The organism is Cupriavidus sp. 96C5-1 (assembly GCF_057798855.1).
On the sequence record NZ_JBYOJU010000009.1, the window covers coordinates 69,262 to 84,269 of the forward strand.

Annotated in this window: 15 protein-coding genes; 10 read left to right on the forward strand and 5 right to left on the reverse strand. The window is 66.4% G+C overall.

What is annotated here, in order from left to right:
* Positions 1 to 68: 68 nt before the first annotated feature.
* Positions 69 to 1,034 (reverse strand): threo-3-hydroxy-L-aspartate ammonia-lyase, encoded by a 966-nt coding sequence (locus tag AC3FOF_RS13035; RefSeq protein WP_430869585.1) that lies wholly within the window; start codon positions 1,032 to 1,034, stop codon positions 69 to 71.
* A 1,204-nt stretch (positions 1,035 to 2,238) separates the two neighbouring features.
* Here AC3FOF_RS13035 and AC3FOF_RS13040 point away from each other — a divergent pair.
* The 7 genes from AC3FOF_RS13040 (at position 2,239) to arfB (ending at position 7,288) form a co-directional block, all read left to right on the forward strand.
* Positions 2,239 to 2,712 (forward strand): cupin domain-containing protein, encoded by a 474-nt coding sequence (locus tag AC3FOF_RS13040; RefSeq protein ID WP_017227349.1) that lies wholly within the window; start codon positions 2,239 to 2,241, stop codon positions 2,710 to 2,712.
* 961 nt (positions 2,713 to 3,673) lie between these two features.
* Entirely contained in the window at positions 3,674 to 4,081 is a 408-nt protein-coding gene (locus AC3FOF_RS13045) for a hypothetical protein (RefSeq protein WP_276266259.1), read from the forward strand.
* A gap of 13 nt (positions 4,082 to 4,094) precedes the next feature.
* A complete protein-coding gene (locus tag AC3FOF_RS13050) occupies positions 4,095 to 4,490 on the forward strand; it encodes a hypothetical protein (RefSeq protein ID WP_488726832.1) in 396 nt (131 codons plus the stop codon).
* Positions 4,480 to 4,962, forward strand: a complete 483-nt coding sequence (locus AC3FOF_RS13055) for a lytic transglycosylase domain-containing protein (RefSeq protein WP_488726833.1) — start codon at positions 4,480 to 4,482, stop codon at positions 4,960 to 4,962. The genes AC3FOF_RS13050 and AC3FOF_RS13055 overlap by 11 nt, the downstream gene beginning before the upstream one ends.
* Before the next feature lie 111 nt (positions 4,963 to 5,073).
* Entirely contained in the window at positions 5,074 to 5,883 is an 810-nt protein-coding gene (locus AC3FOF_RS13060) for an AraC family ligand binding domain-containing protein (RefSeq protein WP_488726834.1), read from the forward strand.
* Positions 5,884 to 5,975: 92 nt separating this feature from the next.
* Positions 5,976 to 6,854 carry a DMT family transporter gene (locus tag AC3FOF_RS13065; RefSeq protein WP_488726835.1) on the forward strand — a complete coding sequence of 293 codons (879 nt, stop codon included), beginning with the start codon at positions 5,976 to 5,978 and terminating at the stop codon, positions 6,852 to 6,854.
* A 29-nt stretch (positions 6,855 to 6,883) separates the two neighbouring features.
* Entirely contained in the window at positions 6,884 to 7,288 is a 405-nt protein-coding gene (gene arfB / locus AC3FOF_RS13070) for an alternative ribosome rescue aminoacyl-tRNA hydrolase ArfB (protein WP_488726836.1), read from the forward strand.
* Positions 7,289 to 7,371: 83 nt separating this feature from the next.
* Here the strand turns inward: arfB and AC3FOF_RS13075 are convergent, their stop codons facing one another.
* Complete coding sequence (locus AC3FOF_RS13075; RefSeq protein ID WP_488726837.1) at positions 7,372 to 8,748, reverse strand: sensor histidine kinase N-terminal domain-containing protein; 1,377 nt, start codon at positions 8,746 to 8,748, stop codon at positions 7,372 to 7,374.
* Complete coding sequence (locus tag AC3FOF_RS13080) at positions 8,745 to 9,413, reverse strand: response regulator (protein ID WP_017224883.1); 669 nt, start codon at positions 9,411 to 9,413, stop codon at positions 8,745 to 8,747. Before AC3FOF_RS13080 ends, AC3FOF_RS13075 begins: the two co-directional genes overlap by 4 nt.
* 245 nt (positions 9,414 to 9,658) lie before the next feature.
* Between AC3FOF_RS13080 and AC3FOF_RS13085 the strand changes: the two genes are divergently transcribed.
* The 3 genes from AC3FOF_RS13085 to AC3FOF_RS13095 are packed head-to-tail and all read left to right on the forward strand — an operon-like array spanning position 9,659 to position 12,427.
* Positions 9,659 to 10,663, forward strand: a complete 1,005-nt coding sequence (locus tag AC3FOF_RS13085) for an ABC transporter substrate-binding protein (protein WP_017224882.1) — start codon at positions 9,659 to 9,661, stop codon at positions 10,661 to 10,663.
* 58 nt (positions 10,664 to 10,721) lie between these two features.
* Entirely contained in the window at positions 10,722 to 11,519 is a 798-nt protein-coding gene (locus AC3FOF_RS13090; protein ID WP_017224881.1) for an ABC transporter ATP-binding protein, read from the forward strand.
* A 44-nt stretch (positions 11,520 to 11,563) separates the two neighbouring features.
* Entirely contained in the window at positions 11,564 to 12,427 is an 864-nt protein-coding gene (locus tag AC3FOF_RS13095) for an ABC transporter permease (protein ID WP_035807170.1), read from the forward strand.
* Positions 12,428 to 12,749: 322 nt separating this feature from the next.
* On the opposite strand, the gene AC3FOF_RS13100 is transcribed toward AC3FOF_RS13095, so the two are convergent.
* Both AC3FOF_RS13100 and AC3FOF_RS13105 read right to left on the reverse strand, forming a co-directional pair.
* On the reverse strand, positions 12,750 to 13,874 hold the full coding sequence (locus AC3FOF_RS13100; protein WP_017224879.1) for a porin: 1,125 nt from the start codon (positions 13,872 to 13,874) through the stop codon (positions 12,750 to 12,752).
* A 178-nt stretch (positions 13,875 to 14,052) separates the two neighbouring features.
* Positions 14,053 to 14,985, reverse strand: coding sequence for an alpha/beta hydrolase (locus AC3FOF_RS13105; RefSeq protein WP_488726838.1), 933 nt, complete (start codon positions 14,983 to 14,985; stop codon positions 14,053 to 14,055).
* Between the last annotated feature and the right edge of the window lie 23 nt (positions 14,986 to 15,008).

Genomic DNA, 15,008 nt, shown 5'->3' on the forward strand with positions numbered 1-15,008 from the left:
CACAATGCTGCCAAAGGAGAGGGAACACGCTTGCTGGAACCAGGTTGCACACGCGCGAATCACGCAACTCAGCCTGCAAGAAACGCCGCGAAACGGTCAATGTCCACGTTCCCGCCGCTAACGATGATACCCACGCGCTTGCCCATCAGTTCGGCCTTCATGCCGCGTGCGGCGGCGAGGCCTAGGCAGCCGGTTGGCTCCACGACCAGCTTCATGCGTGACGCAAAGAAACGCATGCCATCGACCAGCTCCTCGTCAGTGGCGGTAAGGATATCGTCGACATCACGGCGAATGATCTCGAACGTGTGACGACCTAGGTGCTGCGCCTGCGCGCCGTCGGCGATGGTCTGCGGCGTATCGATATGCACGATCGCTCCGGAGCGGAACGATTGTTGGCCATCGTTGCCGGTGGCTGGCTCTACGCCGTAGATCTTGCACCGCGGCGCCAGTGCGCGCGCGGACAGCGCGGAGCCGGAGAGCAGGCCGCCGCCGCCCAGGCAGACGAACAGGGCATCGAGCTCGCCCGTTTCCTCGAACAATTCCTTGGCGGCGGTTCCCTGGCCGGCAATCACGTCCGGCTGGTCATAGGACCCGATCAGCGTCAGACCCTGTTCCTCCGCAAGCTTGTGGCCAATTGCCTCGCGGTCGTCGGTGTACCGATCATAGAGCACCACCTTGCCCCCGTAACCCTTGGTCGCCGCCACCTTGGCAGCCGGCGCGTCGTGCGGCATGAGGATCGTCGACGGTATCCCCAGCAATGCCGCCGACAGTGCGATGCCCTGCGCGTGGTTGCCGCCGGAGAAGGCGAGAGCGCCCCGGCGGCGCTGGGCGGCATCGAAGCGCGCCAGTGCATTGAATGCGCCACGAAACTTGAAGGCACCAGTGCGCTGCAGGTTCTCGCACTTGAAGAAAAAAGCGGCGCCCAGTTCCTTGTCGGCGGTCTGGGAGCACATCACGGGAGTCCGGTGGGCAAAGCCTTCAAGCCGGCGCGCGGCCGCTAACACGTCCTCGAAGGTTGGAAGATTCAGCATCATCGTTAAGTCTTGTTAGATTGAAGGCGCTGTCAGGGCCGATGGATTCTGGGGCCCCTGAGCATCGATAGCACGCCGCTGGGTAGGCGTGCCATCGTAATGGCCTGCGGTGCCATGCCGGTCAGATTGCAACTGGTGCGAAAGTCTCAATCAAACCGCGGGCCGCTTTCTTGTTCCTGCTCGAGCAGCTCTTGCTGCCTGCAGGCACCCAGAGGTGCGATCTATCTGTACATATTATCTATATCTGGATAATTTGTAAATTCATAGCCAAGGGATGTGGAACATCCCCCGGTCCTGACCAAAGGCCGGTGGGCCTTTGAGTCCGGCCGCCCCGCGCGCGTATGGCGCGGAACTTAGTCAATCAGCGCCTTCAAGTCGCGCCACCGGGGCAAAAGCAGCGCCCGTCGTCGGCGGCGAAGGCCGCTTTGCGCTTCCTGATGACTCGCGGAGCCTTATCTGGTGCGGGTCGAATCAGCGGCACGTTTTGAAAATCCTTGTGCCGGCGAACTGATTTTTGGCACCTGCGTGGGCGTGGTGGCTCGGCATGCGAGCAGTTCAGACTGCACCTAAATTGCACCTGACTTCAGCGCAGGCGCTGCGGTGAGCGGCGCCACCCACTGCGCCAGGCACATCGCGTGCCGCCGCAATTAATGGGGATCATCCCCCACAACACTGGCGGCTTCGGCGACGCGGCGAAGGCGGGGGCGGCGGCGTTCGCACGCAATGAGGTGAGGCCACGGCAGGATCGGCTGTTGGAGGTCAATGACTCGCCAGCCGCCGCGCCGCGCCGCCCGACACGCGCGGTGGCGGCAATCCTATCGTGCCCCCCGCTCGGTGGGCTTCTCGCGCGTTCTGGGTCCCCCGCTTCCCTGCGGGGGCTGGCGTTCGCCAGCGGATCCCTGGTTCTGAACCTGGCCGGCCGGCGTCACACAAATGAAACGCATTCGCCGATTTACCGTGCAACAGGCACGTCGCGCGAACGCCAGTCGCCCGCCCATCGGCCTCCCACCGCGGGTGGCCCGCGATATGCATCAAATTGTTGCTTTGGGCGATGATGAAACCCGAGCCTGCATGCCTGAACCTGCCATGCAGTGGATGTCACCAGCGCGGCTGGCGGCGGAATCGGGTGAGAGACGGCATGAAGAAGTCGGTGCCGTCCTCGCACCGCTCCGACCGGTCTGGCTGCCACCTCAGGAAGGAACGCGCCATGAAAAACAAGCTTCCCCCGATTGCCACCCTGGTCTTCGGCGCCTGCCTGACCATGTCCGCGGCATGGGCCGCCCCCGCGAGCCACGTGACCATGGTCACCCCCGACGAGATCAAATGGGCGGACCTGCCGCTCATACCGGGTGCCAAAGTCGCCGTCCTCGAGGGGCAGATGGACAAGAAAGGGCCGATCACGGCCCGGATCAAGCTTCCCGCGGACAGCAAGGTGGCAGCGCACTGGCACCCTGGCGTGGAGCGGGTGACCGTGCTTTCCGGGACGTTCAACTATGGCATGGGCGACAAGCTCGACCCGGAAAAGACCTCGCCGCTCGGCCCCGGCAGCCTGATCGTCATGCCACCCAAGATGCACCACTTTGGCTGGACCAAGGAGGAAACCGTCATCCAGATCAACGTGGCGGGGCCCTGGGGCATCACCTATGTCAACCCGGCCGACGATCCCAGGAAGAAGAAGTGATGCCTGGTGCCGGGCGACCCGGGCGAGGCAACATTCGGCACAGCGCGAACCAGCTCGGGGCAGTTTTCAGGTTAGCGAATGCCGCGCGGCAAATGCTTCGTTGGAGGGGGCAACGGATGTGCCCACGCACCTGCCTACCCAGAAGATCGGTGACATCGCCGATCTCCTGCCGCAGCGCTGGACATCGGCCACCTCCATTGTCTGGTTGTCAATGCGGGTTCGCCGGTTGCTTACGTTCGTTGTCGTTGGTGATGCGATGTCATGGTGGAGCCAGCGGGAATCGAACCGCGCGCTCAAGTCTTCGCGCGAAGCTGGCCTGTCGGCAGGCCCGCACTGTAGCTAAATTTCACCTGGCGTGGCCCGGATTGAGCCCGCGCAGCCTTGTTTGACCTTGGTTTTGCACTTTGCGAGTCGCGTAATCGGCAAATGCGTCGCCGGGATGATTAAATCCCCACGTCATGGTGGCGATTAATGCCTGCCCATCGGATAAAAGGCGCTCGCCAATAATAGATACCAAACGCCATTTCCGTTCCCCGCGTCAGCCCAGGTCATCACATTACAGCCCGCGCGTTGTGTCACTGCGACAGTCCCCGATGCCGGGACCGGCCTTCGGCTGGCGTGGACCGCCGCGGGTCGTCCCGGCGGCGCGCGCCCGCTATGACGCAAGGCGCATCCCGGGCTGGCGGCAGGCGGCATGTCGAGCACGTGCCCGGTGCGAAAGTGCCATGCCCGTCGCATGGCGTCGCGGACGGGCTTTGCGGTTGCCTGGCCGAGGGCCTGTCAACCGCAAAATAGACGCTTTATTTCCCCGGAATTGCGCCTTTTGACCCCTGGACCCAGCGGGTAAATTGCAGCCCGAATCCATCCAATCGTTTCGGGAAGCCATTCCATGTGCAATATCGTAGAAGAGCCGCCCCGCGCATGGGCTCCGGCCGGGCGTCGGGCGCCGCTTCATCCGCACATGGCGAAGCGCGCCTTGCGCATCGCTGGCAGCCTGCGCCTGACGAAGCCGCTGGCGGGCGCGGCCGTGCTGCTCGCTTTGGCCGGTTGCGCGCAATTATCCGAATCCCCGGCGACTTTGGGCACGCCGGCGCCGGCGGGTGCGATTGCCAGCTTCACGATCCCGCCGGACGCGCTTGGCGCACGCGATGCCCAACTCGCGGCCGTGCTTGCCAAGGCGGGCACGCTGGCGGCCCGGCAGAAACAGCCGGCCATTGTCGTCATCACGGCGCTTGCCCAGGATCTGCCGTACCTCAACCAGGCGATCTGGAAAGGCGTGCCGGCGCAGCGGACGGTCGCGGTTCACCTCGAGAACCTGACGGCCGGCACGAACCAGCCGTACAGCGTCACCATCAAGCCGGCGCAATAAGGAGTCACAGCCGATGCACCGCCTCACTCTGCTTGCAGTCAGCCTGATGCTGGTCACGCCGGCCTTTGCCATCGAGCCGGGCGCCGGGGCCACGGCGGCGCCGGCTGCGGACAAGGTCTATCCGCCGCTGCCTTCCCTGGCGATGCTGCCGCCCGCGAGCGGCAATGAGGAGCCCGCCGTGCCGCGCACGGGCCATGCGGGCAGGGCCAGGCTAAAGGCGGCGCTGCCGGTGCAGGAACACAAGAGCTTCGCGCCGGTGGTGCGCCTGGTCGTCTCGGATACCTCGCGTGCGTACCTGGATACGGTCGGACGTCAGCTCGACCAGGCCCTGCAACAGTCGTCCGCGCCGGGACCATTGAACGACCGCCGTCCGCATCTGGCAGGCGAAGGCATCAATCGTGCCCGCTAACGCCCCGCGCCCGCGCCGCGGGCACGCCGGCAAGCTGGCCGGCACCGCGCTGGCCTTGTCCCTGTCGCTGTGCCATGGGGCCGCCAGGGCGCACGATTGCTTCGAGCAGGCGGGCGTCTACCAGGGCGTCAATCCCTCGGTCCTGCGCGCCATCGCCTGGTTCGAATCGAAGGGCGACCCCGCCGCGGTGAACCGCAACGCGAACGGGTCGATCGACGTCGGGCAGTTGCAGATCAACTCCATTCACTTCGGCGACCTGGCCCGCCAGGGCGTGCCTAGCCGCGCGCTGACCGATGCCTGCGTCAACATCTACGTCGCCGCCTGGCTGCTCAAGCAGAAGATGGTGAGGCACGGCAACACGTGGCGGGCAATCGGCGCGTACCACTCCGAATCCCCCGCCCAGCGCGACGCCTACGCGCGCAGCATCCAGCGCATCCTGGTGGCCTGGGGCGAACTGTCGCCGGGCCGCTAGCTCTCCCGCCCCGCCCGGCCGGCTTCGCTGCCCGCGACCGGTAACCTGCCTGCGATATGGCGGGTGATGGCATGATGTGTCCCGCAAGCCCGGAGCCGGGGTGGAGAGAAAATGCGTTCAACACAGTTCCGAATACTTCGCTGCGACATGCCCGGCGTGCAAGCCGTCGAGGCCAGCACGAGCCACGTCTTTGCCCGCCACACCCACGAGCAGTTCGGGATCGGCGTCATCTGGCAGGGCGCGCACAGATCGCGCAGCGGACGCGGCATGGTCGAGGCCGGTCCGGGCGACACCATCATGGTCAATCCGGGGGAGGTGCACGATGGCGCGCCGATCGGCGATGCCGGGCGCTCGTGGCGGATGCTCTATTTCGATCCGGCATGGATTGCGCGCGCCAGCCACGACCTGAGCGAGGGCAAGACAAGGCTGTGCGAGTTCAGCCGGCCTGTCGCCAGCGATGCCGCCGTAGCCGCCGGCTTCCAGGCGCTCTTCCACCTTCTCACGACGGGCCGCGGGGCCGGCATGGACCTGCAGCGCGAAGCGTTGTTGCTCACATTGCTGGCACGGGTGGCGGAGCCCGGCCCCGTGCGTAGCGAGGACGCAGCGCCGGCGGCGGTCGAGCGGGCGCGCAGCCTGATCGACGATGATCCGGCCACCCCCGTTTCCCTCGCCGATCTGGCGGGGGTGACCGGCCTGAGCCGGTTCCAGGTGCTGCGCGCCTTCACCAGGGCGACGGGGCTGACGCCGCATGCCTATCTCGTGCAGCGCCGTATCCATGTTGCGCGCGGGCTGATCGCGCAAGGCCGGCCGCTGGCCGAAGCGGCGGCGGCCTGCGGCTTCGCCGATCAGAGCCACATGACCCGGATTTTCGTCCGCAAGTACGGGGTGTCGCCGCGCGCGTATGCCCAGGCAGTGGCCTGACGCCATCCCCCGGGCGCGCGCCTGCAATTTCGTTCAAGACCCGGCGCGGCCGCCTGATTAGGCTGCAGCCTTTCCATAGCCGGGAGCAGCGCATGCCGAGGAAGCTGGAGGGGTATATTTTTCTGACGCTGGCCATGGTGCTGGTCGGCAGCACCGTGGTCGCAAGCAAGATCATTGCCGGCGGCCTGCCGCCGTTCACGGCGACCGCGCTCAGGTTCGCGATCGCGCTGCCATGTTTCCTGGTGGCGATGCGGCTGACCGGTGCGTCATGGCCAAGGCCCGGTGGACGCGACCGGATCATGCTGGCCGTGCAGGCCGCGGCGGGCAGCGTCGGCTATACGACCCTGCTGATCTCCGGCCTGCGCCTGACCTCGGCCACGGATGCCGGCGTCATCATCGGCACGCTGCCCGTCGTCTCGGCAATGATCGCCATCGTGCTGCTGCGCGAGCGGCCCCATCGCTTCCTGCTGCTGGCCATCGGGCTGGCCACCGCGGGCGTTGTCGCGGTGGCCTTTCCGTCCGGGTCCGGCAGCGCCCGCTCCTTTCTCGGCAATGCCCTGATCCTTGGCGCGGTCGCTTGCGAAGGCCTGTTCATCCTGCTGAACCGGCGCCTCGATCAAGCCATCCCGCCGCTGGCGCTGTCGGCCATCATGACCGGCATCGGCCTGGCTGCTTCGACGCTGTTCGCGGTCTTCGAGGCGCCCTGGGCAGCCGGCTTCCCGGCGCAGGCCGTAGCCGCGGTCGTCTATTACGCGCTCGTGCCTACCGTCGGCGGCTTTCTGTTCTGGTATGCGGGATCGGCGCGCACGAGCGGTACCGAGGCCGCGCTCTTCACCGCGCTTGCACCCGTGTCGGCGGTCATCCTGGCCATGGTCCTGCTGGGCGAGCAGGTACGCCTGGCCCAGGTGGCCGGGATCGGCTGCGTGCTGGTGGCCGTCGCGAGCCTGGTATTGACACGCCGGCCAGGCTGAGGCGCGGTGCTCTTGCTATCATCGGTCCCATGCTGCCCGACCTCGCCATCCCCCACACGGAATATGAAATCACTGCAATCCGCGCGCAAGGCGCTGGCGGGCAGAACATCAACAAGGTGTCCAACGCGGTCCACCTGCGTTTCGATATCGGCGCTTCGTCGCTCGAGGAAGGGCACAAGGCGCGCCTGCTGCAGCTCCACGACCATCGCATCACGCGCGATGGCGTGGTGGTGATCAAGGCGCAACAGCATCGCAGCCTGGAGATGAACCGCGAGGAAGCCGTGCGGCGCCTGCACGAACTGGTGCGCAGCGTGGCCGTGCCGCCGCGCACGCGCCGTCCCACGCGGCCGACCTTCGGGTCGAGGATGCGGCGCCTCGAAGGCAAGAGCCAGCGCAGCCAGGTCAAGGCGCAGCGCGGCAAAGTGCTGGACTGAGCGCGTACCCGTCCCTGCGCGCGCATCCCCCGCCGACGGCGGTGGCCGCCGGCCATGCGAGGGCTGGCTCGAGCGGACCGCGTTCAGGCCGCCAGCGGCAGGCGCACGGTCAATGTGACGCCACGCCCCCCAATGCCCGCGCTCAGGCCCACCTGGCCCTGCGCCGCCAGCACGATCTCCTTGACGATGGCAAGCCCCAGGCCGCTGCCTTCCTGGTCAGGCAGCGCGTTGCGATAGAAACGCTCGAACACCCTGGACCGCGCTTCGGCGGGAATGCCGGGACCGTTGTCGCTCACCGCGAGGACGGCGCGTCCCGCCTCGAGCGCCAGGGCCACGGTGACCTGGCCATGCACCGGCGTGTAGCGGATCGCGTTGTCGACCAGGTTGGACACCACCGCGGCCATCATCCATTCGTTGACGCCTACCCGCGCGCTGTCGACCGCCAGTTCGGCGCCCAGGTCGATGCCTTTGCGCTGGGCGAGCACCACCATGTCTTCCAGCACGCCGGTCACCACCGGCACCAGGTCCGCGCCCGGCTGCGCCGTGCCCGCGCTGCTTGCAGCCTCGGCCTGCGATAGCAGCAGCAACTTGTTGGCGAGGTTGGTCATGGCCTGCGTGCTGCACTCCATCGAGGCGAGGGTCTCGCTCAGCCTGGTGACGTCGTCCACGCGCGCGGCGAACTGCAGCTGCGCGCCCAGCACTGCGAGCGGCGTGCGGATCTGGTGCGCGGCATCGGCGATAAAGCGCTTTTGCTGGCACACATAGTCGTTCAGGCGCCGGATGCACTGGTTGATGGCTTCGACGATGGGCCGCAATTCCTGCGGCAGGTCGGCGGCTCCGATCGGCACGAGGTCCATCGGCTCGCGTCCCGCCACCTCGTCCTTCACGCGCAGCAGCGGACGCAGTTCGACCGTGAGCCCAAGCATCACCAGCGCCGCCGCCAGCGCCAGCATCACCATTTCGCGCAGCAGCGCCGGCATGCGCAAGGCGCGTACCAGTTCGTGGTTGCCGATCATCGTCTGTCCCACGGTGACAGTGACCTTGCGTGCCTGCCCCGAATCGAACATGGTGCGTGACGTTTGCACCACGCGCACCGGCTGCGACTGGAAACGCGAAACATAGAACACGGGGCTGGAGGCGCCGGCCATCGGCGGCTGCTCGAACACGGGATTGCCGGCCAGGATCTGGCCGCGGTCGTCGACCACGTTGTAGAAGACGTGGTCGGCGTAGGGCGAATCGAACAGGGACAGCGCCGACGGCGGCACCTTCACCGTGAGCCGGCCGTCCGCCCAGCCGATATGGCCCGCTATGACGTCGGCCGAAGCCTGCAGCGCGCGGTCCTGCACGCGGTTGGCGGTATCCACGGCGCCGAGGTAGGACGCGTAGCCGCTGAGGCCGACAAATACCGCCAGCGGCACCAGCAGCCACATCAGCAGCCGTACTCGCAGGCTGTGGATCATTGCTTCTGCTGCAGCAGGTAGCCCAGGCCGCGCAGCGTCATGATGGTTGCCTGGCAGCCCTCGAGCTTCTTGCGGATCCGGTGGATATAGATTTCGATGGCGTCTTCGCTGGCCTCTTCCTCGAGCGCGTAGACGCCCTCCATCAGGGTCGCTTTCGACACGGTCTTGCCGAGGCGCATCATCAGGATTTCCAGGGCGGTATGCTCTTTGAGCCGCAGCGTCAGCAATTGGCCCGCGACATAGAACTGCCGCGTGTCGGTGTTGTAGGTGAGATCGCCGCACGCCAGCTCGGCCTGCTTCTCCCCGGTCTGACGGCGCGACAGGGCCTTGATGCGCGCTACCAGTTCGCGCACTTCAAAGGGCTTGACGAGGTAGTCGTCGGCGCCCAGGCCCAGGCACTCCACTTTCTCGTCGACCGAGGCACTGGCGGTAACCACCAGCACCGGCACATTGTTGCGGCGCGCGCGCAGCCGGCGCAGCACGTTCTTGCCCGCCAGCCTCGGGATCTGCAGATCGAGCAGCACGACGTCGTAGTTCTGCGTCATCAGCAACTGGTCGGCGAACTCGCCATCCTGGGTGGTATCGACCATGAACCGCTCTTCCTTCAGCAACCTGGCGAGCCAGTGGATGAGCGAAGCGTTATCTTCGATCAACAAAACCTTCATGAACCGCCCCTGGTGGGAATCTGCTGTTGCCGGGGTCTTCTTTTACCACCGCCCGCCCCCCAGGGGACATCGGGCCGCATCGGGATATTCCCTTAGCGGCGGGGAAAGCTGCGTGAAGGTTTTCGCTACCTAGAATGTATCGACCCCAACGCTGCGGCTGCGGCGAGCGCGCGGGGGCCTAACGAACAGAGCCCGCCAACGGCCCGGCTGCCAAGACCTGGCGCCGCAAAACAAGAGAGACAGACATGAATCCATACAGGAAGGGCGCACTCGCGCTGATCTTTGCCGCACTTGCGGTCGCCGGCGCGGCCCAGGCTGCCGACGCAAAGCTGTCGATCATGGTGGGCGGCGCGACCAAGATCATCTACCTGCCAGCCAGGCTGACCGAGCAGCTGGGCTACTTCAAGGAAGAGGGACTGGACGTCGAGATCCTTTCGCAACCGGCCGGGGTCGACGCCGAAAACGAACTGCTGGCCGGCGCGGTGCACGGCGTGGTGGGCTTCTATGATCACACCATCGATCTGCAAAGCAAGGGCAAGGATGTGGAGGCCGTGGTGGTATTCGGCAAGGTGCCGGGCGAGGTGGAGATGGTGGCCACGCGCGCGGCGGGCCAGATCAAGAGCATGGCCGATGTGAAAGGCAAGACGCTCGGTGTGACGGGCCTGGGCTCGTCGACCAACTTCCTGACGCAGTACCTGGCCTTCAAGGCCGGCGTTGCGCCCAGCCAGTACACGGTGCTGCCGGTCGGTGCCGACAACAGCTTCATGGCCGCGATACGCCAGAGCCGCATCGATGCCGGCATGACCACCGAGCCCACCATCTCGCAACTGCTCAAGACCGGCGAGGCGCAGGTGCTGGTCGACATGCGCACCGCCGAGGGCACCACCCAGGCGCTGGGTGGCCTCTACCCCGCTTCCAGCCTCTATATGCAGCGCAGCTGGGTGGAGGGGCACAAGGACCAGGTGCAGAAGCTGGCGCGCGCCTTCGTCAAGACCATGCACTTCATCAAGACCCACAGCGCCGAGGAGATCGCGCAGAAGATGCCCAAGGACTACTACGGCAATAACCGCGAGCTCTACGTCAAGGCCCTGGGCGCCTCGCTGGCCATGTTCACGGACGACGGCAGGATGCCCGCCGGCGGCCCGGAAACGGTGCTCAAGGTGCTCGCCTCGTTCGATCCGACCGTCAAGGGCAAGCACATCGAACTGGGCCGCACGTTTACCAACGAGTTCGTCGACCACGCCAAGTAAGGCGCCAGGCGAACAACCGGTCCGCGCCGCTGGCGCGCGCGGACTGCAAGGAACCATCATGACCAATACCGTGCCGCAAGACGCCCCGGCGATCGAATTCGAGCGGGTCTCCTGCCGCTTTATCGCGCCCGACGGCTCGGCTACCGTGGCCCTGCGCGATTTCTCCATGCGCGTGGGCAAGGGCGAGTTCGTCGCCATCGTCGGACCGACGGGATGCGGCAAATCGACCACGCTCAGCCTGATCACCGGCCTGCTCAAGCCGAGCACCGGCGAGGTGCGGCTGATGGGCAAGCGCGTGGCCGGCATCGACCCGCGCATCGGCTTCGTGTTCCAGGCCGATGCGGTCTTCCCGTGGCGCTCGGTGTTGCACAACGTCGCGGCGGGGCCACTGTTCCGCGGCGCCGGCCGCGACCAGGCCTATGGCCTTGCCGAAGAATGGGTGCGCAAGGTCGGGCTGGCCAAGTTCGCCAATCACTACCCGCACCAGTTGTCGGGCGGCATGCGCAAGCGCGTGGCGCTGGCCCAGACCTTCATCAACAACCCGCAGATCCTGCTGATGGACGAACCGTTCAGCGCGCTGGATATGCAGACCCGCACGCTGATGCAGGACGAATTGCTGCAGCTCTGGTCGCAGAACGCCGGCTCGGTGGTGTTCGTCACGCACGACCTGGAAGAAGCCATCGCCATGGCCGACCGGGTCTTCGTGCTCACCGCGCGTCCGGCCACCCTCAAGCGGGTTTACGAAATCGACCTGCCGCGCCCGCGCGTGACGTCGGAGATCCGCTACGACAAGCGCTTTGTCGAACTCTCGCGCGAGATCTGGGCCGATCTGCGCGAAGAAGTCCACATCGACTGATTCAGCGGATACAGCGCCGCCAACCGTAGCCAACGCCAATGCAAATGCAAATGCAAATGAACATGGAAGCAAACACGGCCCTTGCCGACGAACTCGACGCCTTCGAACGGGATGCCAGGCAGGCCATGCGCCGGCGCCGCCAGCTGATCATCACCCTGCGCATCGCCCTGCTGGTGGTGGTGCTGGGCGGCTGGGAACTGGCGGGACGGCTGCACTGGATCGACCCCTTCTTCTTCTCCATGCCTTCGCTGATCGCCGATCAGATCTACGACTGGTTCGTCAACGGTACTTCGCAGGGACCGCTGCTGGCCCAGGTGGCGGTCACGCTGGAGGAGACCGGGCTGGGCTTCCTGATCGGCTCGGTCGCCGGCGTGATCTGCGGCATCGTGCTCGGGCGCAACAAGCTGCTGGCCGATGTGTTCAGCATCTACATCCAGATTGCCAATTCCATCCCGCGCGTGGTGCTCGGCTCGATCTTCGTGATCGCGCTGGGTCTGGGCATGGCCTCCAAGGTCGCGCTGGCGGTGGTGATGGTGTTCTTCGTGGTGTTCGGCAATGCCTTCCAGGGCGTGCGCGAAGCCGACCGCTACCTGATCGCCAATGCGCAGATCCTCGGTGCGTCCAAACGGCAACTGACCTTCGCCGTGGTGGTGCCGTCGGCGCTGAGCTGGATCCTGGCCAGCCTGCACGTCAGCTTCGGCTTCGCGCTGGTCGGCGCCGTGGTCGGCGAGTTCCTGGGCTCCAAGCAAGGCATCGGCCTGCTGATCGCCACCGCGCAGGGCGCCTTCAATGCCAGCGGCGTGTTTGCCGCCATGATCGTGCTGGCGGTGGTGGCGCTTGCCGCCGACTTCCTGCTGACCACGCTGGAGAATCACCTGCTCAAATGGAGGCCTGGCAACCTGGCCTGAGCTCTGCGTCGCGGCGGCGCACCGCCATATCGCTACGCACGCGCGGGGACGCTATCTCCCTTGCCCACGCCGGCTCCCCGTCGGCGTGGGCTTTTTGCTTTGGTTTGCCCGACTGCCGCGAGCGCCCGCCCCCTTCCTTTATGGAGAGAGGGGCGGTTTGGCCAGGGGCCACTGCAAGCGAAGCCTACGGTCTGGTCCGGCACGGCGGCGCGGCGCAGTGTCCACCCTCCCGCACCAGGACGAAAAAAACCCGGCTTGTGGCCGGGACAAGGAAAGTCTGGAACCCGGCGCGCGCCGCGAGGCACGCGCCGATGCAGCTGGATCAGAAGCGCGTGCGCATGCCCACCGCGAACTCGCTCTGGTGCGCGAAGCCGTTGGACTGCGCGGCGTGATAGCCATGCTGCAGGAACATGTAGTCGGCAGCCAGGTAGACCTCGGTGCGTTTGGAGAAGTGGTAGAAGATCGAGCCGTAGATGGTGTTCTTGCGGCCGCTGTCGGTCGCGGTCGAACCAGCGGTGTTGCCGTACGCGTTGATGGTGAAGCCGTCGGCATTGAGCGCGGCATTGCCGGCCTTCATCATCTGGTAGCCGATCTCGTAGTCGAAGGGACCGGCAGGATCGACCTTGAGCGACACCGTGTAGGCGTCGTCCTTGCGCTGGCCCAGGGCGCCCTGTTCGGCGGTGTAGTGGAAATAACCGGCGCTGGCGCGCACGATGCCCCACACATAATTGCCGCCGGCGGAATAGGTACGGTTGCGCTGGCCATTGACGTTGGCCTGGGTGAAGAAGCTGGAGACGTGGAAATTGCCGCCGTTGTAGCCGAGGGTGACGGTTTCCGTGGTGTTGCGCGACGGCGCGCCCGGTACTTCGCCGAACTGATAGCCCGCGCCGGCGGTCAGGCCGTTGTCGAACAGTTTCTTCCACACCACGCCGTTGTCCATGCGGGTGCCGGTGGCGCTGCCGGCGTAGAACACCAGTTGCTTGAAGTTGTTGTTGTTGGTGTAGCCGCCTTCCTCGGTCGTGATCGCGGCCGGGCCGTAGGGGTCGCCATAGAGGCCCGAAGCCATCGGGTCGCGTCCGAGCGCGTTCTGGCGGCCGAAGGTCAGCTTGCCGAAGACATCGCTGTTGATGCCGACCCAGGCGTCGCGGTTGAACAGCACGCCGGGCGTATCCATCGCACCGTTGTAGCTCTGGAACTCGCTCTCCAGCTTGAAGATCACCTTGGTGCCGAAGCCGATGTCCTCCGCGCCGGTCAGGCCCCAGCGGTTGCCGCTGAACCATGCCGGCTGGTGGTAGCCGGTCAGGCGGTGGCCGCTTGCATCGGCGTTGCTGATGGTGCTGATGGTGGTGTCGATGAGACCATAGAGCGTCACGTTCGATTGTGCATTGGCGTGGCCGGCACAGGCCGCGCCGATCGCCAGCGCGAGGGCTGTGTGTTTCGTTTTCAAGATGATCTCCTCGGGGCTTGCTAGTCTTGTCGATGTTTCGAGGCTGCCCGCGGATCGGACGCGCGTCCGGCCTGTGAGCAAGCCTGTGCATCGTAGTCATGGCAAGCCTTCACCCAGCTTTCCCGCTGTTGCGTGGCGGGCTCAGGGGAAACACTGAGGAATGGGGCAAGGCGGGGATTCAGGCGTTCGATATCCGCCTGGCGAACGCAGCCGCATCGGCCAGCGCACGCCGGGCTTCCGGCAGGAAGGGATGGTAGAGCTGCCACACGTGCGGCACGCCGCGCCAGATATGCAGCTCGGCATTGCCGCCGGCCGCCCTGGCGCGTTCGACCAGCCGGCGAGAGTCGTCGAGCAGCACTTCCTTGTCGCTGGCCTGCACATAGAGCGGCGGCAGCGCCGCCAGCGCGGCCGGGTCGGCGTACAGCGGCGACGCCAGCGGATCGGTGGCCGCGGCGTTGCCAAGGTACAGGCGGGCGGCGCGGCCGATCGACTCGCCGTGAAACATCACATCGTGACGATCGTTGCTGCGCAGGGTCGCGCCGGTGGCGGCCAGGTCCGTCCACGGCGAGAACAGCAGCGCGCCGCCGGGCAGGGGCATGCCGCGTGCGCGCAGCGCCAGCAAGGTCGCCAGCGCCAGCCCGCCACCGGCGGAGTCGCCCGCGATGACGAGGTGTCCCGGGGAAATGCCGCGTGCCAGCAAGGCCGCGTAGGCATCCACCGCGTCGTCGAGCGCGGCGGGGAAGGGATGCTCGGGCGCCAGCCGGTAGTCCAGCGAGAACACCTGCATGCCGGCCATGCGCGCCAGCGCCAGCGTCAGCGGACGGTGCGTCTGGGGCGTGCAGAAATAGTAGCCGCCGCCGTGCAGGTAGAACAGCGTGGGGACGTCCGCATTCGCTCCGGCCCGCGCCTGCGCCGCCTCGCGGCGGGTCCATTCTCCCGGCAGCGCGGCTTCCCCGGAGCGCTCGATGCGCCAGCCCGCCGGCACGCGCGCGTCGTGGCCGAACCGCGCCATCGCGCGGCGGGTGCCGGCCACGTCGATCTGCTCGGGCGGCGCGCCGCGTTTCAGGCGCTTGCGCAATCCATAGGACAGCAACAGGTTCTGCAGGCTCATCGGGCTTCCTTGCTCCGTGATCG